This is a genomic window from Nonomuraea rubra (genome assembly GCF_014207985.1).
Taxonomy (GTDB): domain Bacteria; phylum Actinomycetota; class Actinomycetes; order Streptosporangiales; family Streptosporangiaceae; genus Nonomuraea; species Nonomuraea rubra.
Genome location: NZ_JACHMI010000001.1, coordinates 10,110,685 through 10,134,539 on the forward strand (window position 1 = coordinate 10,110,685; position 23,855 = coordinate 10,134,539).

The 23,855-nt window shown below is 71.6% G+C and carries 23 protein-coding genes; 8 read left to right on the top strand and 15 right to left on the bottom strand.

Going from position 1 to position 23,855, the window contains the following annotated elements; all coding sequences use genetic code 11:
• Positions 1-168 precede the first annotated feature (168 nt).
• The 3 genes from HD593_RS45985 to HD593_RS45995 form a co-directional block, all read right to left on the bottom strand.
• A complete protein-coding gene (locus HD593_RS45985; protein ID WP_246547076.1) occupies positions 169-519 on the bottom strand; it encodes an ASCH domain-containing protein in 351 nt (116 codons plus the stop codon).
• 72 nt (positions 520-591) lie between these two features.
• Complete coding sequence (locus HD593_RS45990) at positions 592-1,542, bottom strand: hypothetical protein (RefSeq protein ID WP_246547078.1); 951 nt, start codon at positions 1,540-1,542, stop codon at positions 592-594.
• Positions 1,543-1,660: 118 nt separating this feature from the next.
• Positions 1,661-2,527: a DMT family transporter gene (locus HD593_RS45995; protein WP_185109215.1), complete on the bottom strand. Its 867-nt coding sequence runs from the start codon at positions 2,525-2,527 to the stop codon at positions 1,661-1,663.
• A 346-nt stretch (positions 2,528-2,873) separates the two neighbouring features.
• On the opposite strand from HD593_RS45995, the gene HD593_RS46000 reads away from it, so the two are divergent.
• The 7 genes from HD593_RS46000 (at position 2,874) to HD593_RS46030 (ending at position 8,880) form a co-directional block, all read left to right on the top strand.
• Positions 2,874-4,274, top strand: a complete 1,401-nt coding sequence (locus tag HD593_RS46000; protein WP_185109216.1) for an aminotransferase-like domain-containing protein — start codon at positions 2,874-2,876, stop codon at positions 4,272-4,274.
• A gap of 10 nt (positions 4,275-4,284) precedes the next feature.
• Positions 4,285-4,806, top strand: coding sequence for a CGNR zinc finger domain-containing protein (locus tag HD593_RS46005; protein ID WP_185109217.1), 522 nt, complete (start codon positions 4,285-4,287; stop codon positions 4,804-4,806).
• 164 nt (positions 4,807-4,970) lie between these two features.
• Positions 4,971-5,459, top strand: a complete 489-nt coding sequence (locus HD593_RS46010; RefSeq protein ID WP_080042081.1) for a GNAT family N-acetyltransferase — start codon at positions 4,971-4,973, stop codon at positions 5,457-5,459.
• 15 nt (positions 5,460-5,474) lie between these two features.
• Positions 5,475-6,350, top strand: a complete 876-nt coding sequence (locus HD593_RS46015; protein WP_185109218.1) for a 1,4-dihydroxy-2-naphthoate polyprenyltransferase — start codon at positions 5,475-5,477, stop codon at positions 6,348-6,350.
• Between the two features lie 28 nt (positions 6,351-6,378).
• Positions 6,379-7,377, top strand: coding sequence for an adenosine deaminase (locus HD593_RS46020; RefSeq protein ID WP_185109219.1), 999 nt, complete (start codon positions 6,379-6,381; stop codon positions 7,375-7,377).
• A gap of 72 nt (positions 7,378-7,449) precedes the next feature.
• A complete protein-coding gene (locus HD593_RS46025) occupies positions 7,450-8,154 on the top strand; it encodes a GAF and ANTAR domain-containing protein (RefSeq protein ID WP_185109220.1) in 705 nt (234 codons plus the stop codon).
• A gap of 132 nt (positions 8,155-8,286) precedes the next feature.
• Positions 8,287-8,880 carry an XRE family transcriptional regulator gene (locus HD593_RS46030; protein ID WP_185109221.1) on the top strand — a complete coding sequence of 198 codons (594 nt, stop codon included), beginning with the start codon at positions 8,287-8,289 and terminating at the stop codon, positions 8,878-8,880.
• 6 nt (positions 8,881-8,886) lie between these two features.
• On the opposite strand, the gene HD593_RS46035 is transcribed toward HD593_RS46030, so the two are convergent.
• The 11 genes from HD593_RS46035 to HD593_RS46090 all read right to left on the bottom strand — a co-directional run bounded on the left by HD593_RS46035 (position 8,887) and on the right by HD593_RS46090 (position 22,155).
• Entirely contained in the window at positions 8,887-10,620 is a 1,734-nt protein-coding gene (locus HD593_RS46035) for an ABC transporter ATP-binding protein (protein WP_185109222.1), read from the bottom strand.
• A 1-nt stretch (position 10,621) separates the two neighbouring features.
• Positions 10,622-11,425 (bottom strand): ABC transporter permease, encoded by an 804-nt coding sequence (locus HD593_RS46040; protein WP_185109223.1) that lies wholly within the window; start codon positions 11,423-11,425, stop codon positions 10,622-10,624.
• Complete coding sequence (locus HD593_RS46045) at positions 11,422-12,336, bottom strand: ABC transporter permease (RefSeq protein WP_312904205.1); 915 nt, start codon at positions 12,334-12,336, stop codon at positions 11,422-11,424. The genes HD593_RS46040 and HD593_RS46045 overlap by 4 nt, the downstream gene beginning before the upstream one ends.
• Positions 12,333-14,228 carry an alpha/beta hydrolase family protein gene (locus HD593_RS46050; RefSeq protein WP_246547080.1) on the bottom strand — a complete coding sequence of 632 codons (1,896 nt, stop codon included), beginning with the start codon at positions 14,226-14,228 and terminating at the stop codon, positions 12,333-12,335. Before HD593_RS46050 ends, HD593_RS46045 begins: the two co-directional genes overlap by 4 nt.
• The gene (locus HD593_RS46060) at positions 14,225-15,838 is read right to left on the bottom strand and encodes an ABC transporter substrate-binding protein (RefSeq protein ID WP_185109226.1); all 1,614 of its coding nucleotides are present in this window, start codon (positions 15,836-15,838) and stop codon (positions 14,225-14,227) included. Before HD593_RS46060 ends, HD593_RS46050 begins: the two co-directional genes overlap by 4 nt.
• Before the next feature lie 135 nt (positions 15,839-15,973).
• On the bottom strand, positions 15,974-16,453 hold the full coding sequence (locus HD593_RS46065) for a GNAT family N-acetyltransferase (protein WP_185109227.1): 480 nt from the start codon (positions 16,451-16,453) through the stop codon (positions 15,974-15,976).
• A 140-nt stretch (positions 16,454-16,593) separates the two neighbouring features.
• A complete protein-coding gene (gene dapB, locus HD593_RS46070) occupies positions 16,594-17,331 on the bottom strand; it encodes a 4-hydroxy-tetrahydrodipicolinate reductase (RefSeq protein WP_185109228.1) in 738 nt (245 codons plus the stop codon).
• Between the two features lie 51 nt (positions 17,332-17,382).
• Positions 17,383-18,693 (bottom strand): M16 family metallopeptidase, encoded by a 1,311-nt coding sequence (locus HD593_RS46075; RefSeq protein WP_185109229.1) that lies wholly within the window; start codon positions 18,691-18,693, stop codon positions 17,383-17,385.
• On the bottom strand, positions 18,690-21,023 hold the full coding sequence (locus tag HD593_RS46080; protein WP_185109230.1) for a polyribonucleotide nucleotidyltransferase: 2,334 nt from the start codon (positions 21,021-21,023) through the stop codon (positions 18,690-18,692). Before HD593_RS46080 ends, HD593_RS46075 begins: the two co-directional genes overlap by 4 nt.
• Before the next feature lie 296 nt (positions 21,024-21,319).
• Positions 21,320-21,589, bottom strand: coding sequence for a 30S ribosomal protein S15 (gene rpsO / locus HD593_RS46085; protein WP_090945762.1), 270 nt, complete (start codon positions 21,587-21,589; stop codon positions 21,320-21,322).
• Between the two features lie 158 nt (positions 21,590-21,747).
• Positions 21,748-22,155, bottom strand: a complete 408-nt coding sequence (locus tag HD593_RS46090) for a VOC family protein (protein ID WP_185109231.1) — start codon at positions 22,153-22,155, stop codon at positions 21,748-21,750.
• Between the two features lie 80 nt (positions 22,156-22,235).
• On the opposite strand from HD593_RS46090, the gene HD593_RS46095 reads away from it, so the two are divergent.
• Positions 22,236-22,829, top strand: a complete 594-nt coding sequence (locus tag HD593_RS46095) for a TetR/AcrR family transcriptional regulator (RefSeq protein ID WP_185109232.1) — start codon at positions 22,236-22,238, stop codon at positions 22,827-22,829.
• 3 nt (positions 22,830-22,832) lie between these two features.
• Here the strand turns inward: HD593_RS46095 and HD593_RS46100 are convergent, their stop codons facing one another.
• Positions 22,833-23,759 (bottom strand): bifunctional riboflavin kinase/FAD synthetase, encoded by a 927-nt coding sequence (locus HD593_RS46100; protein ID WP_185109233.1) that lies wholly within the window; start codon positions 23,757-23,759, stop codon positions 22,833-22,835.
• Positions 23,760-23,855 lie beyond the last annotated feature (96 nt).

Here is a 23,855-nt window from a genome sequence, read left to right on the forward strand (position 1 = left end):
CCGGTGGGGCCAGCGGGTCGGTCGAGCCGATGGACCGGTGTAGCCGGCGGACCCGTGATGTCCGCCCGGCCAACGAGGCAGGTGGACCTGCTGGTCCAGCGGGCCGATGAGGCAGGCGGACCGGTTACGTTGGCGGATCAGTGAGGCCGGTGGATCCGTGAGCGTGGGTTATGGAGAGGTGGGGGTGGGTGGGATGAGGCGGAACCAGAGGCAGACCACCGTTGTGCTGTCCTCGACCTCGTAGCCCAGCCCCGCCCAATACCCCCGATGCGTTTCGCGCCATTCGGCCGTTGATTTGTATCCCTCGCCCTCCGCATCGGCGAACTCCCAGCCGACTTCGGCGAACGGCGTCAGCTCCACCCGGGTTATTTCTATTTCGGCCACCCGGGCACCGGCATCGTCGACGAGAACGAGATGTTCGCCGACGTGCTCCACTTCCTCCCCCTCGCGCTCGTAATCGAGCGGCAATATACCGGCCGTGGCTCTTTTCGCGCCCGACAGCGCCAGGTCGGTGAGCAAGGTGCGGACCCTGCCGGGAGTGCCAAGTTCCAGGACCCTGAGTCCGTCGATGCGTGGCCACATGGTGTCAGGTCAGAAGACCGGGATGATTTCTTCGGGATCGATGAAGTCCACGGGCACACCCTCCAGGTCCAGCTCGGGAATGGCCGGGAAGGCGATCCCCCAGCGCTCCACGATGGCGCGGATGTGGGCCATCGCCACGCGCCAGTTCTCCGCCTGTTCCTCGTACGAGAGCACGCCGAGGCCCGCCTGCCTGGCGTGGTCCATGAGGACGCGGTGGTTGTTCAGGAAGTACGGCGGGAGCTCCCAGAAGCCCTCGGGCGGCTCCCAGAGGATCATGCTGAGGAAGACGAAGCCCGCCCTGAGCTGGCGGGTGATGAGGGCCCGCGTCTCGTCGGTGAGGCCCGGCCATTCGTTCTCCAGGATCGTCATGCAGATCTTCAGGTGGCGCGCCTCGTCGCGGCCGATGCGTTCGAACATCTTGCTGAAGACCGGATGGTGCGTGCCCGACGACATGCCCCTGAACAGGGTGGACGCGGCCATCTCGCCCATCATGAAGCTGGTGAACAGCACCGGCAGCGAGTACTTGCCGACGGCCGAGGTGTAGCCGTTCCAGTAGCGGCCGCCGTTGTGGTAGAGCCAGCCGATGTTGTTGTGGGCGGCCGATTCGAGGTCGTCGGCCGGAGTCCAGTCGAGCGGGCCGCCCGGCCAGAGTTTGGCGATGGTGCGCTGGCAACATTCCTCGTGGTTCATCTCGTCACGGGTGATCGAGAAGAAGCACTTCCTGACCGGGTCCTCTTCGTGCTTCTCGAAGGCCTGGATGGTGGCGCGGGCGAACACCGCCGGCCCCGAGGCGTCGAAATTCGCCAGCACCGCGAACCAGTACATGATGCCCAGGCGCTGCTCTCTGGTGAAGTCGCCCGGGTCGAGACCGTCCCAGGGCAGGTCGGCCGGGTTCCAGAGCTCGCGCTTGGACTTCTCGTAGATGGCGGCGAGTTTCTCCGTCTCCACGTGCCATTCCATCGGATAGATATTGGGCTGCGGGATTTCCGGCGCTGGCCAGAAGCCGCCCTCTGGGATCGTGAGGTCCGCCATGGTTGTGACACCTCCTCTGCCATCCTGCGGGGCGGCGTCACGGCTTTCAAGTACGGGCGCGCTGGGTGATGGCCACGCACACCAGTACGGCCAGCGCCGCCACCACGGTCGACGGCCCGAATCGCTCGCCCATCAGCACCCAGGCCCAGGTGAGGGTCAGGAGGGGCTGGGTGAGCTGGGTCTGGCCGGCTCGGGCGATTCCTCCCCTTGCGAGGCCTGCGTACCAGGGGATGAAGCCGACGAACATGGAGATCACCGACACGTACGTGAAGCCCGCGACGGCCTCGCCGGTGAGGGTGATCGGGGTGGTGAGGGCGAGGAACGCCGTGATGGGGACCGTTAGGGGGAGGGAGAGGACGAGGGCGTGGGAGATGACCCGCCAGCCCGGGGTGTGCCTGGCGAGGCGGCCGCCCTCCGTGTAGCCGATCGCCGCCGAGAGGAGGGCGCCGAGGAGGAGCAGGTCGGGCCAGGAGGGTTTGCCCTGGTGCTGGATGAGGGTGAAGGTGGTGATGGCGGCGGCGCCTGCCGTACAGGCTGCCCAGAAGAGGGGGCGGGGGCGCTCCGAGGCTCGCAGGACGGCGCAGACGGCCGTGGCGGCCGGGAGGAGGCCGACGATCACTGCGGAGTGGGCGGCGCTGGCGCCCAGGGCCAGGGCGAGGCTGCTGAAGACGGGGAAGCCGATGACCACGCCCAGGACGATCAGGGCGTAGGTGGGCCATTCCGATCGGGGTGGGAGGAGGGGGTGTCTGGCGGCTTTCAGGCAGAGCATCGCGATGGCGCCTGCGATGGTGGCCCGGCCCACCGCTACCAGCCACGGGTCGAAGCCTTGGATGGCGTAGACGGTGGCGGGGATGGAGCCGGAGAACGCCACCACGCCGAGGAAGGCCAGGCCTGTCCCGCCGCTGCCGCCCATTCCGCGGTCGCGCCATTCCCGAAGAAGTCCGCGGTGGCGAGCCACGCGCCCGCTGTCATCCCGTGTCCCGCCACCGGGAGACAGGGTGCCGGGAGACAAGACGCCAGAAGACGGGGAGCCGGAAGACGGGTCGCGGTCGCGAAGGTCGCCATTGCGAAGGTCGGCGTCCCGAAGCGCGCCGCCGCGAAGGCCGGCGTCGCCAAGAGCATCGTCCCGAACGGCGTCGTCGTGATGGCCGGCCGGCGCGCCAGGGTGACGGTCTGGACGGAGCTGCCGTTCGGGCTGGTCGCCGGCTTTCGACGGGACCGCTACTCCCCCGACCCCAGTAGCGCTATTCTTACCTTTCATGACCAACGATAGCAGTATCGCCCAGATAGCCGCGATACTGCGCGAAGAGGCCGACCGCCTCGGCCCAGGCGCCCGCCTCCCCTCCAGCCGCGAGCTCATGCGCCGCCACAACGTCAGCCCCGTCACCATCTCCAGAGCCATCGGCCAGCTCACGGCAGAAGGCAGGGTGATCACGAAGCCGGGCAGCGGCGCGTTCGTGACCCAACGGTCGGCCTTCACCCAGGACGCCCCGGACCTGTCCTGGCAGACCGTGGCCCTGGGCGATCGGGTGGTGGACGAAGCTCCCGTCTCGGCGCTGCTGGCCCCAGCCCCCGAGGGTGTGGTGCCGCTGACCGGCGGGTACCTGCGGCCGGGCCTTCGCCCGGACAAGCAGCTGGCGGCCGCCGCGGCGCGGGCCGTACGGAGGCCGGACGCGTGGGCCATGCCGCCGCTGACGGGACTGCGCGAGCTGCGGCGGTGGTTCGCGACGCAGGCGGGCAGCGACGTGACGGAGGCCGACGCGCTGATCGTGAGCGGCGGCCAGGCGGCGCTCACGCACGCGTTCAGGGCGCTGGCGGCCCCGGGGACGCCCATCCTGGTCGAGACGCCCACCTACCCGGGCGCGCTGGCGGCGGCCAAGGCGGCCGGGCTGCGGGCCACGGCCGTGCCCATGGACCGCGAAGGCGTACGTCCCGAGCTGCTGGCGGAGGCGTTCGCGGTCACCGGGGCGCGGGTGTTCTGCTGCCAGCCCACCCTGCACAACCCCACGGGCGCCACCCTGCCGCCTGAGCGCAGGGAGCAGGTGCTGGAGGTGGCCAGGGCGGCGGGGGCGTTCGTGGTGGAGGATGATTTCGCCAGGTACCTGACGCCGCAGCCGCCTCCGTCGCTGGCCTCGATGGACCGGCACGGCACCGTGGTGCACATCGTCTCGCTCACGAAGATCCTTTCGCCGAGCATGCGGGTGGCGGCCGTGATCGCCAGAGGGCCGGCCGCGCACCGGCTGCGGGCGGGCCAGCTCGTGGAGTCGTTCTTCGTGGCGCGGCCACTGCAGGAGACGGCGCTGGAGTTCGTGGGCTCGCCGGCGTGGCGGCGGCATCTGGCGGCGGTGCACGCCGAGATCGCGACCCGCCGCGACGCGCTGGCGGCGGCCCTGGCCGAGCTCATGCCGGACGCCGAGCCGCACCTCCTGCCCGCCGGCGGGATGCACCTGTGGGTACGGCTGCCCGCCGGCGTGGACGAGGCCGCCCTGGTGGAGACCGCCCGGCGGAACGGGGTGCTGGTCAGCCCCGGCCGGCTGTACTACGCGTCGGAGCCGCCCGGGCCGCGGATCAGGCTCACGCACATGGCCGCCGCCCATCTGGCGGAGCTCCGGGAGGGAGTGCGCAGGCTCGCCGAGGCACTGGCGATCATCGGCCAGTAGAGTGACGGGCATGCCGTACCCCGCGGAGCTCGTACGAGACTTCGTGAACACGTTCGATGTAGAAACCCAGGCGGACGAGCTGTCCTCCCCCGCCGAGCTGACGGTGTGGCTGCGCGAGCGCGACCTCGCCGGTCCTCGCGACCGCGCCGGCGACGACGACCTTCAGACCGCGCACGCGCTGCGCGAGGGCCTGCGGGCCGCGCTCAGACGCGAGCACGCGGACCTGCCGGATCTGCCGGACCTGCCGCTGCGGGTCGAGGTACGTGGCGGCAGGCCCGAGCTGGTCCCCGCCGAGGACGGCGTGCGCGGCGGCCTGGCGCGCATCGCGGCGGCGGCGCTGGGCGCGTCGTGGGACCGGCTCAAGGTGTGCGCGGAGGGAACCTGTCAGTGGGCGTTCATCGACCTGTCGAAGAACCGTTCCCGCTCGTGGTGTTCCATGCGTGTATGCGGTAACCGCACCAAGACGCGGGCTTACCGGGCGAGGAAGCGGGGTTCGCGTCCTCTACAAGGCTCAAACACCGATACGGTGTAACTCGTGCCTTGTGGCATGAACGGCAGGCGAAGGAGCGGGCCGAGATGGCAGACGTAGGCGTCCGGGCGGCCCGGCGCGAGGATGTGCTCCAGGTTGCGAATTGTCAGATCCGCGCCTGGCGCTACGGCTATCGGGATTTCCTCCCTGAGGGCCCACTCGAGCAGATGACTGGCGCGGCGGCCGAGAAGATGTGGCTGCGCCAGTGGGACGAGGCGATCGTCGCCCCGCCCAGCCCCATGCACCGGGTGCTGGTGGCGGTGGAGACCATCCTCGACACCGAGGGTTTTCCGGCTCTCGGCGCGGGCGGCAGCGCCGCCCTGGTCACACCCCGCGGCGGGGAGCGCGTGGTCGGGCTCGTCTCCCACGCTCCCGCCGAGGACCCCGATCTCGACCCCGGCCGGGTGGCCGAGATGCTGACGCTGCTGGTCGACCCCGACTTCGTCCGCCGGGGCCACGGGAGCCGCCTGCTCAACGCCACCGTCGACTACATGCGTGAGGACGGCTTCCGCCAGATCGTCACCTGGGTGTTCGCGGAGAACTACGCGATGCTCGGTTTCCTGGAGTCGGCGGGCTGGGGCGAGGACATGGCCGAGCGCGTCCTCGACATGGGCCGGCCGGTCCGGATGATCAGGCTCACGACCGACATCAGCTAGAGGTAGAACGACAACATGGCAACTCCCGCCCAGTGGATCGCCGGAGCCCGCCCGCGCACGCTGCCCAACGCCGTCGTGCCCGTCATGGTGGGCACCGGCGTGGCGATCGGCGAAGGCGGCTTCGTGTGGTGGCGGGCGGTCCTGGCGCTGCTCGTGGCACTGTCGCTGCAGATCGGCGTCAACTACGCCAACGACTACAGCGACGGCATCCGCGGCACCGACGACCAGCGGGTCGGCCCGATGCGGCTGGTGGGCTCGCGCGTGGCCACGCCGCGCGAGGTGCTGACGGCGGCGCTGGCCTGCTTCGCGCTCGCCGCGGTGCTCGGCCTGGTCCTGGTGCTGGTCACGCGGGCGTGGTGGGTGCTGCTGGTCGGCGCGGCGGCGATCGCGGCCGCCTGGTTCTACACCGGCGGCAAGCGCCCGTACGGTTACCGCGGCCTGGGCGAGGTCGCCGTGTTCGTCTTCTTCGGGATCGTCCCCGTGGTCGGCACGGCGTACGTCCAGACGGAGCAGCTGAGCTGGGCGGCGCTGCTCGCCTCGATCCCGGTGGGGCTGCTGTCGTGCTCGATGCTGGTGGTCAACAACCTGCGCGACGTCGGCACGGACGGGCAGGCGGGCAAGCGCACGCTGGCGGTGCTGCTGGGGGCCGAGCGCACTCGTACGCTGTACGTGGCCTGCCAGGTGGTGCCGTTCGCGGTGGCGCTGGCGATGGTGCCGATCACGCCGTGGGCGGCGCTGGTGCTGCTGGCCGCGCCGCTGGCGATCGCCCCCATCAGGGCGGTGCTGGGCAAGGCCGTGGGCCCGGCGCTGATCGCGGTGCTGCAGCAGACGGGCAAGCTGCAGCTGGCCTACGGCACGCTCTTCGCGGTGGGTCTCGCGATCATCTTCTGAAACGGCGATCTTCTTCTAGGGTGAGACGGTGAAGGATTTCATCGCCGGTCTGCCCAAGTGCGAGCTGCACCTGCACATCGAGGGCACGCTGGAGCCCGAGCTCAAGTTCGAGCTGGCCGCGCGCAACGGCCTGGAGCTGCCGTACGCGAGCGTGGCGGAGATGCGGGCCGCCTACACCTTCGACAGCCTGTCCTCGTTCCTCACGATCTACTACGAGGGCATGAAGGTGCTGCGCACCGAGCCCGACTTCTACGACCTCGCCACGGCCTACCTGACCAAGGCCGCCGAGCAGAACGTGCGCTACGCGGAGATCTTCTTCGACCCGCAGGCGCACACCTCGCGCGGGGTGCCGTTCGACGTGGTGATCAGGGGGCTGCGGCGGGCGCTGATGGACGCGCACGCGCGGCTCGGGGTGCGGGCCCAGCTCATCATGTGCTTCCTGCGCGACTTCCAGGCCGAGTACGCGATGGCGACGCTGCTGGAGTCGCTGCCGTACAAGGAGTGGATCGCCGGCGTCGGGCTCGACTCCGACGAGAAGGGCAACCCGCCGCGCAAGTTCGCGGCCGTCTACGAGCGGGCCAGGCAGGAGGGTTACCTGCTGACCATGCACTGCGACGTCGACCAGGACGACGCGGTCGAGCACATCCGGCAGGCCGTCGAGGAGATCGGCGTCGACCGGATCGACCACGGCGTCAACATCCTGGAGGACCAGCGGCTGGTCGAGCTGGTGCTGGCCCGCGGCACGGGGCTGACCTGCTGCCCGATCTCCAACGGCTTCGTCACCGAGTCGATGAAGGCCGAGGGCATCCGCAAGCTGATGGACCTGGGCGTGCGGGTGACGATCAACTCCGACGACCCGGCCTACTTCGACGGCTACGTGCAGGAGAACCTCATCGCCCTGCAGGAGGCGCTGCAGCTCGGTCGCGAGGAGCTGGCTCAGCTCCAGCGCAACGCCTTCGAGATCACCTGGCTGCCCAGGCCCCTCAAGGATGCCTATCTGGCCGAGATCGACGCCTACATCTCGTGACGGCGTCGCCGAGCGGCTAGCCTAGGAAGAACCGAGCAGCGATCGCGAGGGATCGTGGTGAACCGTCCGAGCATGCCGACGGACATCGAAGAGTTCGAACGGGCGCTCACTGACTGTGTCACCATCGCCGGGCAGGCGATGCCCGACTGCGCGATGGTCAGCATCGCCCTGTGCGGGGATGACGACCTCCACACCGCCGCCTGCTCGCATTCGCGGGCCGAGCTGCTCGACGGGCTGCAGCAGGCCACCGGGCAGGGGCCGGTGCTCGACGCGATCGACAGCGGGAAGTCGGTGACGGTCTCCGATCTGGCCGCCGACTCGCGGTGGCCGCGGTTCACGGCGGGGGCTCCCGAGGTCCGCGGGGTGCACTGCGAGCCGCTGGCGTACGAGGACGTGCTGCTCGGCGTGCTCACCGTCTACACCGGCCGGAGCGCGGGGCTGCCCGACGAGGCGTGGGTGGCCTTACGCGTCACGGCCGCGCACGTTCCCGTGCTGTTCCGTACGGCGCTGGACGTGGCCCGCATGCGGGAGGTCGCGGCGCAGCTCAAGGAGGCGCTCAACACCCGCGCGATCATCGATCAGGCGCTCGGCATCGTCATGGCGCAGCGGCGGTGCACGGCGCGGGAGGCGTTCGAGATACTCCGGCAGGTCTCCCAGGACAGGAACGTCAAGCTGCACCAGCTCGCGGCCTCGATCGTGGAGAAGGTGAGCGGCCGGCCACCCCAGCGCTCCCGCTTCGAGGAACCGCCGCAGCGCATCTCCAGCCGCAGGCCATAATGGCCCCTGTGCCCGGCTCAGGACGCCGCTGCGGGCCTCGTCCGCGCTGCCGCGTCTCAATGGGTGGACGGCCCTGGTGGGGGCCGCAGCGGGCATCATGGAGGAAGTGACCCGAGGAAGGGACCTGACCACGTGCGGCACGAGAAGAGCCCCGTCCTGCCGGTGACCCCGGGGCCGGGCGCGGGGGTCAGGGGGGCGATCGCCGGGAACCTGCGGCGTACGCGGCTGGCGCGCGGCCACAGCGTGCGGGAGCTGGCCGAGCTGACGGGGGTGAGCAAGGCGCTCATCTCGCAGATCGAGCGCGGCGTGGCCAACCCGACGATCGAGGTGCTGACCAGGCTGGCGGGCGCGCTGGAGCTCACGTTCGCCGAGCTGACCAGGATCCACCTGCTGGAGCCCGAGGTGATCAGGCGGGGCGAGGGGGCCACCGAGATGGCCGGTGACACGACGGTGCGCAGCCTGTTCGCGGCGGCCGACCGGCGGCGGTTCGAGCTGGCCGAGGGCGATCTGCCGCCGATGACGCGCAGCGCCAAGAGCGCGCACGGGCGGGGCTCGATCGAGCACGCGTACGTCGTCGCGGGCCAGGTGAGCGTGGAGACCGAGGCGTGGGCGGTGCGGCTGGGCGAGGGCGACGCGGTGCGGTTCGCGGCCGAGCTGGACCACGTCTACGTCACCGGCGAGGCGGGCTGCCGGGTGCTGACGCTGATCTCCTTCTCCGAGGACTAGGACGGGCTAGGGCCAGGCCCGGGAGCCGTCGGGGACGCTGGCCAGCAGCTCGCGCGTGTAGGCGTGGGACGGGTCGTCGAGCACGCGCGCCACCTCGCCGCTCTCCACGCACTCCCCGGCCCGCAGCACGTAGAGCCGGTCGGCGAGCTGCCGGACCACGGCCAGGTCGTGGGTGATGAACAGCAGGCCCATCGACAGCCGCTCGCGCAGCCCGGCGAGCAGGGTCAGTACCTGGGCCTGCACCGACACGTCCAGCGCCGACACGGGCTCGTCGCAGACCAGCAGCCTCGGCTCGCCCGCGACGGCGCGGGCGATGGCGACCCGCTGCCGCTCGCCGCCCGACAGGCCCGCGGGCCGCATCGCTGCCAGCGCGGGGTCGAGGCCCACCAGCTCCAGCAGCCCCGCCACGTCCGGCGGGCGGCCGTCGGCCTCCAGGGCCTCCTTGAGGGTGGCGCGCACGGTGCGGGCGGGGTTGAGGGTCGAGTACGGGTCCTGGAAGATCATCTGGACGGTACGGCGGGCACGGCGTACCGCCTGGCGGGACATGCGGGTGTAGTCGGAGCAGTCCTCGCCGCCGAGCAGGATCGTGCCGGAGTCGGGCCGTTCCAGCCCGGTCACGCAGCGGGCCAGCGTGGTCTTGCCGGACCCCGACTCGCCGACGACGGCCACGATCTCGCCGGGGGCGACGGTCAGGCCGACCCCGGCCAGCGCGGGCCCGGTCGCGCCGCGGTAGGTCTTGCGCAGGTCGCGCACGTCGAGCACCGGGGCGGCGGAGGCCCGCACGGGCGCGGTGACGGCCGGCGGCGCCGGCGGCGCGGCGGGCAGCTCGCCGGCACGCACGCACGCCGACAACCTCCCGCCACCACGAAGCTCGGGGGTGCCGGCGCGGCACTGGGCCTCGGCGTACGCGCACCGGTCGGCGAACCCGCACCGCCCCGCCACCGCGTCGTGCGCGGGCACGGACCCGGGCACCGAGGGCAGCACCGCCAGGCGCCGGTCGGCGGGCGGCTCGGCGGCCAGCAGCGCCCGCGTGTACGGGTGCCGCGGCTCCGCCCGCAGCTCCGCCGCCGTGCCGACCTCCACGACCCGCCCGGCGTACATGACGACGACCCGGTCGCACATCGAGAACGCCACCCGCAGATCGTGCGTGATCAGCAGGAACGTCATGTCCCTCGCCCGCTGGACCCGCCGGATGAGCGCCAGCACATCCCGCTGGGTGGTGGCGTCCAGCGCGGTGGTCGGCTCGTCGGCGACGAGGATCCGGGGCCCGGCCGCGAGCGCCGCCGCGAGCCCGACGCGCTGCCGCATCCCGCCCGAGAGCTGGAACGGGTACCGCCCCGCCACCTCGGCCCCGAGCCCCACCTCGGCCAGCAGCCTGGTCACCTCGGCCTCGCGGCCGGCGCCGGGCGGCAGGCCGTCGGCGATCTGCCTGCCCGCCTTGCGCAGCGGGTTGAGCAGCGTGAACGGATCCTGCATGAGCAGGGACACGGTGCCGCCGCGCAGCCGCCGCAGCGTCCGGGGGTCGCCGTCCACGCGGTGCCCGCCGATGCGCACCTCGCCGGACGACTCCAGCCCGGACGGCAGCAGCCCGAGCAGCGCCCGGACGGTCAGCGACTTGCCGGAGCCCGACTCGCCCACGATGGCCACCGACTCCCCCGGCGCGGCCTCGAAGGACACGCCGGACAGCAGGGTGCGCCCGGTGGCGGGCTGCCGTACGGTCAGGCCGTTCGCGCTCAGCATGTCAGCGTGCCCTTCCGCGCCGCTCGACGCGCTCGTGCAGCCAGTCGCCCACGACGTTGAGCGCGACGGCGGTGGCGATGACGGCCAGGCCGGGGGCGATCACGGCCCACGGGTTGGCCAGCAGTTGCGTACGGTTGTCGGCCAGCGTCCGCCCCCAGTCGGGCGACCCGGCGGGCACGCCGAGGCCGAGGAACGACAGCGACGCCAGCGAGACCAGCGCGTACGCGAAGTTCACGAACGCCCCGGCGAGGCTGACGGAGGCCACGTTCGGCCAGATGTGCCTGGTCATGATCCGCCAGGAGGAGAGGTTCTTGAGCAGGGCGGCCTCGACGTAGGGGCGGTGGCGCTGCTCCAGCACGGCGCCGCGCACGGCCCGCGTGTCCGTCGGCGCGAACAGCACCACCAGCACGGCGATGGCCAGCATGTACCCGCCGCCGAGCACGCCCGCCACGACGATCGCGACCAGCAGCGCGGGCAGCGAGAACATCAGGTCGGCCCAGCGCATGGCCAGGGTGTCCACCCAGCCGCCGAAGTAGCCGGCGGCCAGCCCGATCAGGTTCCCGATCAGCATCGAACCGGCGGCCACGGCCAGCGCGCCCGGCAGGGCCGTGCGCGCCCCGGCGACCAGCAGTTGCAGCACGTCGCGGCCCAGGTCGTCGGTGCCCAGCGGGTGTCCGGGGCCCGGCCCGGTGATGCCGGTCATGAGGTCCTGCGCGGTGGCGCCGGGCACCAGCCAGGGCGAGAACGCCGCGGCCACGCCGGCGAGCGCGAGCACGGCCAGCGCGACGTACGGTGGCCGTCTCATAGCCGTACCCGGGGGTCGACGAGCGAGTAGCCGACGTCCACCAGCAGGTTGACGGCGGCGATGAGCAGCGTGAGGAGCAGCGCGAGGGCCTGCACGACGGGCACGTCCTTGAAGGTCACCGAGTCCACCAGCAGCGACCCCATGCCCGGCAGCGCGAACGTGACCTCCACCAGCACCGTCCCCGCCAGCATCCCGGTCACGACCAGCCCGGTGGCGGTGAGCACGGGCACCAGGGAGTTGCGGGCGGCGTAGTACAGCACGAGCGGCCCGCCGAGCCCTCGGGCGCGGGCGAAGACGACGTAGTCCTGCTCCAGCTCCCGCACCAGCGCGGCCCTGCTGAACCTGACGAGCATGCCCACCGCCCCGGCCGCCAGCGCGGCGGCGGGCAGCGTGAGGTGCCACAGCCCGCCGGTGCCGTAGACGGGGAACCAGCCGAGCCACAGCGCGAACACCACGAGCAGCAGCAGCCCCACCGCGAACGGCGGCGCGCTCAGCCCCACCACCCCCGCGGTGACCACCAGCCGGTCGGCGATCCGGCCGCGCCGCAGCGCCCCGAGCACGCCGAGCGGCAGGCCGGCCAGCGCGGCCAGCAGCGTGCCGTAGCCGACCAGGGCCAGCGTGAGCGGCAGTCGCCGGCCGAGCATGTCGGCGACGGGCGCGCCCGTCCTGATCGAGGTGCCCAGGTCGCCGGTGAGCACGCCGCCGAGCCAGCGCAGGTACTGGACGGCGACGGGGTCGTTCAGGTGGTAGCGGGCCTGGATGGCGGCGATGGTGTCGGGGGTGGCGGGGCGGGTGCCGAGCAGGGTCTGCTGGATGGATCCCGGGGCCACGTACAGCAGGCAGAACACGCCGATCGACAGCAGCAGCACGACGACGGCGGTGCCCGCGAGCCTGCGCAGCAGGAACCTCACGTCACCCCCAGCCAGCTGATCACCCGCCGTGCGGCGTCGGCCCGGTGCGCGGGCTCGACCAGCTCGTGCCCCTCCCGAGGGTAGACGACCAGCTCGGTGCGTACGCCCGCGGCCGACCAGGCGCGGTAGAGCTGCTCGGCCTGGCCGAGCGGGGTGGTCCTGTCCTGGTCGCCGTGCAGGATGAGCGTCGGCGTGGCGGCCCGGGCGGCGTGGTAGACCGGCGATCGGGCGGCCAGGGCCTCCCTGCCCTCGGGGGTCGCGGGGTCGGCGCCGGCGTGGTAGAGCGGGTCGAAGCCGCCCGCCAGGTTGCTGGCGGTGGCGAAGCTCAGCCAGTCGCTCACGCCCGACATGACGACGGCGGCGCGGAACCGGCCGGTGCGGGTGACGGCCTGGGCGGACAGGTAGCCGCCGTAGCTCAGTCCCATGATCGACACGTTCTCCCCGTCGGCCACGCCGGACGCGACCAGGTGGTCCACGCCCCTGAGGACGTCCGTGAGGTCCGCGTCGCCGGCCAGGCCGATGACGGCCCGCGCGTACGCCTGGCCGCGGCCGCTGCTGCCGCGCGGGTTGGGCAGCAGCACGGTGGCGCCCGCGTGCGCGAGCGGCAGGGCGAGCTGGTTGGACTCGGCGGGCGCGAACGCGCTGGACCACAGCCAGGTGGGGCCGCCGTGCGCGATCACGACCAGCGGTCCCGTACGGGCCGGGCCGGCGCGCAGGAGCAGGCCGGAGACGGGCAGGCCGTCATGTCCCGACCAGGTGATCTCCTCCTGGTGCACGGCCAGCGGCGCCAGGTCCGCGTTGAGCGTGGTGATCTGGCGCCAGTCGCCGCCCTCCAGCGAGGCCACGGCCAGCTCGGGCGGGCGCTCGGCGGTCTCCCACGTGGCCGCGGCGAGCCGTCCCGACACGGAGAGCGAGGGCTGGCCGTCGCGGCCGCCCAGCGTGCCCCAGGCAGTCCACCGGCCGGCCACGCGGCCGTCCTCGATCACGCCGCCGTGCACCCCGGTGCCCGACCAGCCGGTGAACCACAGGGTGCGATCGTCCAGCCAGCCGAGGTCGGTGACGTCGTCGAGGTCCGGGATCGGGCGGACGTCGCCCGTCACCAGGTCGGCGAGCATGACGCGGCCCGAGACGATGGACAGGCCCTCGACCACGGCCGCGGCCCGGCCGCCCGGTGCCAGCCTGGGGCGGCTGAGCTGCCAGGGGGTGTGGTAGAGCGTTCTGACCTCGCCGGTGCGAGCGTCGGCGAGGTCGAGTCTGGGGCGGTAGTAGCCGGCGGGGGTCTCGTCGGCGGAGGTGACGGCCAGCGCGCGGCCGTCGCGCCAGTCGGCGTCCCAGGCGGTCAGGCCGGGCAGCACGATCTCGCGCGGGCGGTCGTCACCGATCTGCAGCCAGGACAGGCGGCGCAGGCGGCCGCCCGGCGTCCTGACGAAGGGGTCGCTCGGGTCGTGGACGCGCAGGCCGAGGTGGCTGCCGTCGCGTTCGCTGCCGGGGTCGGCGTGGCGGACGAGCACGGTGCCGCCGTCCGGGACGAGGTCCTCGATCTCGCCGTCCACCTCCGCCTGCCAGGCCGGGCGCAGCTCGGCGTCCAGGACCTGGAGCGTGTGCGGTCCGGACGCGAGCAGCAGGCGGCCGTCGGGCAGCCACCGGGTCAGGGCGTGCTCACCGCCCGGGAGCGGCGTCAGCGTGCCGTCCAGGGCGGCCACGTTCGCCACGCCGTCGATCACGCAGGCGACGCGGTCGCCGTCCGGGTGCAGCGCGACGGACTCGGGGTAACGCAGCCCGGCCAGCGCGGCGTGCACGTCCAGCGGATCGCGCGCGTCGGCGGGCGCGGGGCGGGCAGGGCCGGCGGGCGCGTCGGCGGGCACGCCGATCGGCATGTCAGCGGGCGTCATCGGGGGGCCGTCTTCGAGGCCCATGGGCCGACGAAGAAGTAGGGCCCGAAGCCGTCGGCCGTCACGGCCTTGCCGAACGCGGTGGCCGCCTCGCCCCACCACAGCGGCTGGTACGGCACGTCGGCCGCCGCCTTGACCAGGGCCTGGCCCAGCAGCTCGCCCCTGGCGGCGTCGTCGGTGCTCGCCTTGGCCCGGTCGAGCAGCCCGGTGACCTCGGCGTTGTCGTACTCGGCGATGTTCGTGCCGTTCGCGCCGGTGGCGCCGCCGTGCAGGAGCTGCTGGGCGTACTCGGCGGGGTCGCCGGTGGTGGCGAAGTACCAGCCCAGGTAGATACCCGCCTCGTGCTTGCCCAGGTCGGCGATCCACTGCTCCAGCGGGACCTCCTTGACCTCCAGGGTGATGCCGAGGCCCTTGAGGTTCTCGGCCAGCGTGAGGGCGGCGCGGCCGAGCTGGGGGCCGCTGCTGGGGTAGGTCAGCACGTCGGAGAACCCCTGCGGCGTGGCCGACCGGGCCAGCTCGGCCTTGGCCTCGGCCAGGTCGAAGCCGTACTGGGGGATGGTCGAGTACAGGTCGGTGACCGCGGCGGAGTCGAGGACGCCGCCCCACTGCGCCGGGTCGGGGATGGTCGCGGCCACCTTGCCGTGCCCGCGCAGGACGCTCTTGACGATGCCGTCGCGGTCCACGGCGTGCGCGACGGCCTTGCGTACGTGGACGTCGTCCCACGGCTTCTTGGCCGTGTTGAACGCGAGCGTGACCAGCGACCGGTCGCCCGCGGTCATGAGCTGCACGCCGGGGATGGACTTCCACTGGTCGAGCTGCTCGGCGGGCACGTTCAGCGCGACGTCCACGGAGTCGCCGCGCATGGCCAGCAGCCGGGTCGACTCCTCGGGAATGAAGTCGATCTTGATTTGCCGGAACGGCGCCTTGCCGCCCCACCAGGTGTCGTTGCGCTCCAGCGTGACGTGCGAGTCGGGGGCGAACTCCACCACCTTGTACGGCCCGGTCCCCAGCAGCTTGCCCTCCGGCGTACCGATGCGCTCGCCGGTGGCCTCCAGGAACTTCTCGCTCGTCACGAGCAGCGTGCCGGGCGAGGGCGTCCAGGCGAACGACGCGTCGGGCTCCTTGAGCGTGATCGTCACCTCCGCGTCGCCGGTGGCCTCGATCCGGTCGACGTTGGCGTAGGCGTAGGCGAACGCGGTGGTCGAGCCCTTCTTGGCGTGCAGGTTCAGGCTGGTGACGACGTCCGCGGCGGTCAGCGGGGCGCCGTCGGAGAAGGTCACGCCGGAGCGGAGCCTGTAGACGTAGGTGGTCGCGTCCTTCCTGGTCCACGACTCGGCCAGGGACGGCTGGAGGCTGCCGTCCTGGCCGACCCCGACCAGGGCCTCCTGGACGAGGAGGGCGACGACGTAGTTCATGATGCCCGCCTCCTTGGCCGCGTCGAGCGACGCGATGGAGGACGGCAGCGCGACCCGCAGCAGCTCCAGGCTCCCGCCGCCGCTGTCCTGCCCGGCGGGGTCGTCGGAGCCGCAGGCGGCCGCGAACGCCGGGAGCGCCGCGACGAGCGCGGCGGCCCGCAGGAGGGAACGCCGGGAGAGGGGCAGTTCGGCCACCGGGGGATCCTCATTTCACGCACCGACCGGCAACCCGCCTAGCTGCAGTGTCTACCGGTGTAATCCAACTGGCACATGAGAGTATTCGCTGGTTCCATCACCGGTCAAACCCACCCATCGAAGGGGGAATACCTGTCACGGGGTGCGATGCATGACCACGCGCGGGGCGACCTCGATCCCCAGGTCGCGCTCCTGCCGCACGAGCGCCCGCAGCTCCGGCCCCCACGCCTCCTCGGCCAGCACCGAGAACCCGTGCCGCTCGTACCACGGCGCGTTCCAGGGGACGTCACGGAAAGTGGTCAGCGTCACGGCGGGGGCCCCGGATGCGGCGGCGTGGTCGAGCACGGCGGCCATCAGCCGCCCGCCGATCCCCTGCCGCATGCGGTCCGGCCGGACGGCGAGCTGTTCCAGGTGCAGGTTGCCGTCCACCCGGCCGACCAGCGCGAACCCGGCCGGCGGCTCCCCCTCGACCAGCACCGCGGCGGGGTCGTGCACCTCTTCGATCTGCGTGGTGCCCGGCGGGAAGACGATGCCCACCTGTTCGAACAGGCCATCGGCGGCAAGCTCGATCGCCACCAGCGCCGGCAGCTCGCTCTTCTCGGCCCATCGCACCATGGCGACACGATCTCACGTGCCGGGCGGATCCCGCCTCACGTTATTAGGGTTGATGATCGTAGGCCCGGCTGTGCGGAGCCGGGGCCCTCTCCTCACGACGTGCCCATGCCCCCACGGGTGTGGGCACGTCGTGTGCGGTTTCAGAGATCGAGCAGCGGCTCCAGGCCGACCGTGAGGCCAGGAAGCTCGCCCACCCGGCGCACGCCGAGCAACACGCCCGGGGTGAACGCCGACCTGCTCATCGTGTCGTGCCTGATCGTGAGGATCTCGCCGTCGCCGCCGAGCAGCACCTCCTGGTGCGCGATCAGCCCGGACAGGCGTACCGCGTGCACGTGCACGCCGCCGACGTCGGCCCCGCGGGAGCCGTCGAGCGCGGTGCTGGTCGCGTCGGGCATGGCGCCGAGCCCCGCCTTGGCGCGGGCCTGCGAGACCAGCTCCGCCGTACGGCGAGCGGTGCCGGACGGCGCGTCGGCCTTGTTGGGATGGTGCAGCTCGACGATCTCGACGGACTCGAAGTAACGCGCGGCCTGCTGCGCGAAGTGCATCATGAGCACGGCCGCGATCCCGAAGTTGGGGGCGATCAGGCAGTTGGTGCCGGGACTGCCGGCCAGCCACCCGCGTACGGCCGCAAGGCGCCCCTCGTCGAACCCGGTCGTGCCCACGACGGGGTGGATGCCGTGGCCGATGGCCCATTCGAGGTTGCCCATGACCACGTCGGGATGGGTGAAGTCGACCACCACCTCGGCGCCTTCCAGGCCCTCGATGGGGTCGTCCTTGTCGAGCGCGGCCACCAGCTCCATGTCGCCGGCCGCCTCTACCGCCTTGCACACCTCGACGCCCACGCGCCCCTGGGCGCCGAGCACACCTACCCTGATCACAGGCCGAGCCTATCGTGCCGCCGCCCCGGCGGGCCCGGGCGGCGGCACGACTCAGCGGATGGCGTCGCTGAAATCCTTGTCGCCGTACGGCCCGATCACGGCCAGCGTGAGCGGCCGGTTGAGCACGTCGCGCGCGACCTCGGAGATCTCGTCGAGCGTGACGGACTCGATGCGTGCCAGCACCTCGTCCACCGACATGAGCTCGTCGTAGACCAGCTCGTTCTTGCCGATGCGGGACATGCGCGAGCCGGTGTCCTCCAGGCCGAGCACGAGCCCGCCCCGCATCTGGCCCTTGCCCCGCATGATCTCGTCGGCGCTCAGCCCTTCTGCCACCACCCTGGACACCTCGTCCCGGCAGATCTTGAGCACGTCGTCGATCTTCGACGGCAGGCAGCCCACGTAGATGCCGAACTGCCCGGTGTCGGCGTAGGCCGAGGTGTAGCTGTAGGCGGAGTACGCCAGGCCGCGCTTCTCCCTGATCTCCTGGAAGAGCCTGGACGACATGCCGCCGCCCAGCGCCGCGTTGAGCACGCCGAGCGCGAACCTGCGATCGTCCGTACGGGCCAGACCGGTCGTGCCGAGCACCAGGTTGGCCTGCTCGGTGGGCCGGTCGAGCACCGCGACGCCGGAGCGTGCGTCGGCGCCGGGGCCGCTGGTGCGCGGGGGCGCGAACTCGGCGGGGCCGCCCAGCGCGCCCGCCCGCTCGTACGCCCTGGTCACCAGCTCGACGACCTCCTCGTGCCGGACGTTGCCCGCGACGGACACGACCGTGGTGCGGGGCCGGTAGTAGCGGTGGTAGTACTCGGCGATCCGCTCCCGGCCGAGGGCGTTGATCGATTCGACCGTCCCCAGGATGGGCCGGCCGATCGGCGAGTCGCCGTAGAGCGCGGCCGCGAACTGCTCGTGCACCACGTCGGACGGGTCGTCGTCGTGCATGGCGATCTCTTCGAGGATCACGCCCCGCTCGGACTCGACGTCGTCCTCGGTCACCAGCGAGCTGGTCACGACGTCGGCGAGCACGCCGACCGCGACCGGCAGGTCCTCGTCGAGGACCCGCGCGTAGTAGCAGGTGTACTCCTTGGCGGTGAAGGCGTTGATCTCACCGCCGATGCCCTCGATGGAGGCGGAGATCTCCATCGCGTCCCGCGTGGGCGTGCCCTTGAACAGCAGGTGTTCGAGGAAATGGGTGGCCCCCATGTGCTCGGGGGCCTCGTCACGCGAGCCGATGCCGACCCACATGCCGACCGCGACGCTCCGCACGGTCGGCATGGTCTCGGTCACCACGCGCAGCCCACCCGGGAGGACGGTGCGCCTTACCACCCCGGCTCCGTCCTTGCCGGGGTGCAGCGTGGTCGTCGTCACGAGTTCCGGTCGTCTCCCTCGGAGGAGCCGCGGGTGCGCACGCGGGTACGGGTACGGCGGGGCCGGTCGGCCTTGTCCTCGCCCGCGGGGGCCGCGGACTCGGGCTGCTCGGGAGCCTCGGCCGGAGCCGCGTCCCCGGCGGCGGCCTTCTCGGCGGCCTCCTTCTCGATGACCTCGACGGGCACCAGCGAGAGCTTGCCGCGGCCGTCGATCTCGGCGATCTCGACCTGGATCTTCTCGCCGACGCTCATGACGTCCTCGACGTTCTCGATGCGCTTGCCGCCGTGCAGCTTGCGGATCTGGGAGACGTGCAGCAGGCCGTCCTTGCCGGGCATGAGCGAGATGAACGCGCCGAAGGCCGCGATCTTGACGACCGTGCCCAGGTAACGCTCGCCGACCTCCGGCATGTGCGGGTTGGCGATGGCGTTGATCGCCGAGCGGGCGGCCTCGGCGGAGGGCCCGTCGGTGGCGCCGATGTAGATCGTGCCGTCGTCCTCGATGGTGATCTCGGCGCCCGTGTCGTCCTGGATCTGGTTGATCATCTTGCCCTTCGGGCCGATGACCTCGCCGATCTTGTCGACCGGGACCTTGATCGTGATGATGCGCGGCGCCGTCGGGTTCATCTCCGCCGGGGAGTCGATGGCCTCCTGCATCACGTCGAGGATCGCCAGGCGGGCGCCCTTGGCCTGCTTGAGCGCGCCGGCCAGCACGCTGGCGGGGATGCCGTCGAGCTTGGTGTCGAGCTGCAGGGCGGTGATGACGTCCTTGGTGCCGGCGACCTTGAAGTCCATGTCGCCCATGGCGTCCTCGGCGCCGAGGATGTCGGTCAGGGTGACGTACGTGTCGCCCTCGCCGATCAGGCCCATCGCGATGCCCGCGACCATCTCCTTGAGCGGCACACCGGCGTCGAGCAGCGCCATCGTGGAGGCGCAGACCGAGCCCATCGAGGTGGAGCCGTTGGAGCCGAGGGCCTCGGAGACCTGCCGGATCGCGTACGGGAACTCCTCGCGCGTGGGCAGCACGGGGATCAGCGCCCGCTCGGCCAGCGCGCCGTGACCGATCTCGCGGCGCTTGGGCGAGCCCACGCGGCCGGTCTCACCGGTGGAGTAGGGCGGGAAGTTGTAGTTGTGCATGTAGCGCTTGGTCCGCTCGGGGTTGAGCGTGTCGATGACCTGCTCCATGCGCAGCATGTTCAGCGTCGTGATGCCCATGATCTGGGTCTCGCCGCGCTCGAACAGCGCCGAGCCGTGCACCCGGGGCACCACGTGCACCTCGGCCGACAGGGCGCGGATGTCCTTGGTGCCGCGGCCGTCGATGCGGATGCCCTCGTTGATGACCCGCTCGCGCATGAGCTTCTTCATGACCGAGCGGAACGCGGCGCCGATCTCCTTCTCGCGCCCCTCGAACTCGGGCAGGAGCTTCTCGGCGGCCAGCGCCTTGACCTTCTCCAGCTCGCTCTCGCGCTCCTGCTTGCCGGCGATGGTCAGCGCGCCGGCCAGCTCGGTCTTGATCGCGGCCTCGACGGCGGCGTAGACGTCGTCCTGGTACTCCAGGAAGACCGGGTACTCGGCCGTCTCCTTCGCCGCGACCCGCGCGATGCGCGACTGCGCCTCGCACAGCACCTTGATGAACGGCTTGGCGGCCTCCAGGCCCTGCGCCACCGTCTCCTCGGTCGGCGCGACGGCCCCCTCGGCGACCAGCTTCAGCGTGTCCTTGGTGGACTCGGCCTCGACCATCATGATCGCGACATCGCCGTCGCCGAGCACGCGGCCCGCCACGACCATGTCGAACGTGGCCCGCTCCAGCTCGGGGTGCGTCGGGAAGGCGACCCACTGGCCGTCGATCAGCGCCACCCGCACGCCGCCGATCGGCCCGGAGAAGGGCAGCCCGGCGAGCTGGGTGGACAGCGACGCGGCGTTGATGGCGACCACGTCGTAGAGGTGGTCGGGGTTGAGCGCCATGACCGTGGCGACGACCTGGATCTCGTTGCGCAGGCCCTTGACGAACGACGGGCGCAGCGGCCGGTCGATCAGGCGGCAGGTGAGGATGGCGTCCTCGGAGGGACGGCCCTCGCGCCGGAAGAAGGAGCCGGGGATGCGTCCCGCGGCGTACATGCGCTCCTCGACGTCCACCGTCAGCGGGAAGAAGTCGAACTGGTCCTTCGGCGTCTTCGAGGCCGTGGTGGCCGAGAGCACCATCGTGTCGTTGTCGAGATAGGCGACGGCGGAACCCGCCGCCTGGCGCGCGAGCCGACCGGTCTCGAACCGGATCGTGCGCGTGCCGAATGAGCCGTTGTCTATGACGGCTTCAGCAGTGTGGACACCCTCCACGGGGGACCTCCTTGTGGTCGGTCTCCCGCGCCCTTTTCTCACCGGCACCCTCGTTAGGTGCAGCGCCGGTCTTCGATCGAAGCGCCCGGTCGAATGCGTTCTTACCGGAAGCCACTACCGAGGACCGGCCCGCAGGCGTCGCGGGTCGCATGGTGCTGAGCGGACGCGGGGGCTGTGTGTCTCGGATATTCAGTTTTACGTCAGGCGCGGGGGCGTTTCACGCCGCCACGCGTCCGACCGTATGGGGTCCTACCCCATATGAGAAGGGAGCGGCGCGGACGCCGCTCCCTTTCATGCTATCGGCGCAGGCCGAGCCGCTCGATGAGCGAACGGTAGCGCTGGATGTCGACCTTCTGCAGGTACTTCAGCAGGCGGCGCCGGCGCCCGACGAGCAGCAGCAGACCACGACGGCTGTGGTGGTCGTGCTTGTGCGTCTTCAGGTGCTCGGTCAGCTCGCTGATGCGCTTGCTGAGCAGCGCGATCTGCACCTCGGGCGACCCGGTGTCGCCTTCGGCCGTCGCGTACTCGCTGATGATGGTCTTCTTGGCAGCGGTGTCGAGGGACACGGCTCTCCTTCGATCTACGGACACGCGCGAATGGAAATGGGAGCGCGAACGACCGTGCGTGCCTACAGTCGCCGCGTGAAGGCCGTCATGGGCAGCGCGCAGCGCCGCCGCTACAGAGCCGACATGCAAGGTTACCACCCCATGTCCAATGCGCGGACTCACGCGGACACGTAGGCGCTCGCGAACTCGCCGGACGGCGCGATGGGCGTGATGACGTCCACCAGCACGCCGTTGGGGTCGGCGACGATGAAGTGGCGCTGCCCGAAGTCCTCGTCGCGCAGGGCCAGCTCGGGGACCAGCCCCTCGCCTTCCACCAGTCTGCCCCATTCGGCGTCCACATCGTCCACCTCGACGTTGAGCAGCAGACCCGTGACCGGTCTGCGGTAGGCGGCGGGCAGGGTGGGGTGGGTGTGGTCGAGCAGGGCCAGCTCGTGGGGGCCGCGGCGCAGGCTCACGTACCAGTCGGCCTCGAACGTCGCCTCGAAGCCGAACAGGCGCACGTAGAAGTCCCTGGATTCGGCGACCTTGGCGGTGCAGATCACCGGATAGAAGCTGCTCAGGCGCATGGACTCGTCCTTTCACATACCGTTGGTATGCAAAGGTAGGCTAGTTCGCCTACCATCGGTATGTCAAAGGGGGCGCGGGGTTGAACAGGGCCGAGCAGAAGGAACGCACCAGGCAGACGCTCGTGGCGACGAGCAGGCGGTTGTTCGCGTCCAGGGGTTACGCGGGGGTGGGCCTGGCGGAGATCGTGCGCGAGGCGGGGGTGACCAAGGGGGCGCTCTACCACCACTTCGATGGCAAGACCGCCCTGTTCCGCGCAGTCCTGGAGCAGGTTCAGCAGGAGGTCGCAGCCCGGGTGGTCGCGGCGGCGGAGGAGGCTGTGGAGACGCCGTGGCACCGGCTGCAGGCCGGCTGCGCGGCGTTCGTGAAGGCGAGCGCCGACCCCGAGGTGCAGCGCATCATGCTGATCGACGGCCCCGCGGTGCTGGGCTGGGACGAGTGGCGGGCCATCGACGAGGCCACCTCGGCCGCCCACCTGTCGGAGGCGCTGCGGGAGGTCCAGTCCACTGCCACGATCCCGTTGCGGCCGGTGGAACCCCTGGCCCGGCTGCTGTCGGGCGCGATGAACGAGGCGGCCCTGTGGCTGGCCCAGTCCGGAGGGCCGGCCGACCTGGAGGACACGCTGGCGTGGCTGTCACGCCTGATCGACGGCCTTCGGTATCGAGAGCCTGCCTAGGCCTCAGCCGGTAAGGCGGCGGGTCGCGTCGACGTCGGCGTGGATCTGGTCGATCAGCGCCTCGATCGAGTCGAAGCGCGTGTTGCCGCGCAGCCGCGCGGCGAACTCCACCGCCACGTGCACCCCGTACAGCTCCAGATCATCCCGATCCAGCGCGTACGCCTCCACCGTCCGCGGCACCCCCTCGAACGTCGGGTTCGTGCCGACCGAGATCGCGGCCGGCCACCGCTCCCCCGCGTACACGGCGGGCAGGTTCGCCACCGGCACGCACTCCATCCAGCCCGCGTAGACGCCGTCCGCAGGGATCGCGGTGTACTGCGGCGTCTCGACGTTCGCGGTGGGGAAGCCGAGCTGGCGGCCGCGCTGGTAGCCGCGCACGACCACGCCCTCCACCCGGTGCGGACGGCCGAGCAGCTCCCTGGCCCGCGCCGCGTCGCCCTCGGCCAGCAGCTCCCGGATCAGGGTCGAGGAGACGCCGTCGAGCAGGGGCACGGCCTCCACCTCGAAGTCGTACATATCGCCCAGCGTCCGCAAAGTCTCCACGTCACCCTTGGCGCCCTGCCCGAACGCGAAGTTCTCCCCCACCACCACGACCGCCGCCCTCAGCCGCTCGGCCAGCACCCCGTGCGCGAACTCCTCCGGCGTCGTACGCGACAGCCCCAGCGTGAACTCCACCACGTCGACCTCGTCCACCCCGAGCCCCGCCAGCAGCTCGCTCCTGCGCCGCGCGCTGCCCAGCCGGTACGGATGCGACCCCGGCCGCACCACCTCGTCGGGATGCGGCTCGAACGTCACGGCCACGCTGCGCAGCCCCCGCTCACGGGCGACGGCCACGGCGCGCTCGACCACCCGCTGGTGCCCGCGGTGGACCCCGTCGTACACGCCGATGGTGACGACAGACCTCTCAGAACCCTGCACGCCAGGCCCCATTCGCTCGTCATTCGCTCGTCATTGGCTAGTCCCGGATCAACCCGTACAAGCCTGCCATGCGCGGCGGCCTTCCCTCCAATCGAGGGGACTATCATC